Annotated in this window: 1 protein-coding gene; it reads left to right on the top strand. The window is 39.7% G+C overall.

The genetic code is table 11. The features are described 5' to 3' along the window. Nucleotides 1-205 precede the first annotated feature (205 nt). On the top strand, nucleotides 206-1,183 hold the full coding sequence (locus AC1DDX_RS27610) for an IS110 family RNA-guided transposase (RefSeq protein ID WP_337716559.1): 978 nt from the start codon (nucleotides 206-208) through the stop codon (nucleotides 1,181-1,183). Nucleotides 1,184-1,192 lie beyond the last annotated feature (9 nt).

The following is a 1,192-nucleotide window of genomic DNA, read 5'->3' as shown; positions in this document are numbered from 1 at the left end:
CGTCCTTTAGATTTGTTTTGATTATTTTTAGAATGAGAAGGAAGCAGAAGTAAACTATCCTTTCGTCAGAGTTTGGACTCATGTCTCGATTTAGACTTCTGCCTCCCTTTCATCAGGAACTCAAATAGAAATTAGGGCTAATGACCCATTATTAAGGACTTGAGCCGAACTGATGAATTCTCATTTCAATTCTTAAAACAAATTTATGAAAAAGATTTTTATTGGAATCGACATCAGCAGCAAAACATTAGATATCTGTTTAAAGACTGATGGAAAGGTTGAGTATTTCAACATTCAGAACCAGCTAAAACCCATTAGATTGTTCTTTAAAAAGCACACAACAGTAGGAACCGTAGTTGCTATGGAGAATACCGGGCGCTACAACTGGAACCTGTTTGAGGTTCTAGCCGAGCTAGAACTATTCGTTTATGTGCTCTCACCATTGCACTTGAAGAAGAGCCTTGGTCTCTCACGAGGAAAGAACGATAAGATTGATTCGCTTCGGATCTGTAGCTACATCGAAAAGAACCAGCAAGGAACTAAACAATGGAGCCAGTTATCGTTATCGATAAGAAGGCTTAAAGTTCTGCTAACCGAGCGGGCAACTAGGGTAGCAATGAAAAGCAGTTTTGTCAGACAGCAACATGATTATAAGATGATGAAGTCAATCGCGTTGGACAAAGAACTGCTAAAACTGAATAAAAAGCTCATTGAATCGATCGATGTGCAGATAAAGAAGATTGAATCCGATATTGAAATGAACATTATGCTGGATAGCGAACTCAAGTGCAAAGCGGAACTTATACGGTCTGTTCCAGGAGTTGGAAAGGTGGTCTCATGGATGATGATTGCAAAGACCGAGGGCTTTACATCGATCAGCGACCCACGCAAAATGGCATGTTACTGTGGAGTGGTGCCATTTGACCATCAATCGGGAACCTCAATAAGATATAGGCCCAGGGTGTCGGTATTTGCAGATAAAGGGATGAAAAGCCTGCTCCACCTTGCGGCAATGAGTTCGATAAGGCTAAATAATGATCTGGGGACATATTATAAACGAAAAGTTCAGGAGGGAAAGAACAAGATGAGCGTTTTAAATGCGGTAAGAAACAAAATCATCCATAGGATATTCGCTGTAATAAAAAACCAAACCATCTATAAAAATGATTTGGTTTTGTCATAGAAATCGAGA

It is taken from the genome of Pedobacter sp. 10L46_2, from assembly GCF_056395165.1.
The sequence above is the reverse complement of the archived record's forward strand: the minus strand, read 5'-3'. Positions and strand labels throughout refer to the sequence as shown.

Coding starts and splice junctions, on each gene's coding strand:
- AC1DDX_RS27610 (WP_337716559.1), top strand. CDS start 206: ATGAAAAAGATTTTTATTGGAATCGACATCAGCAGCAAAACATTAGAT.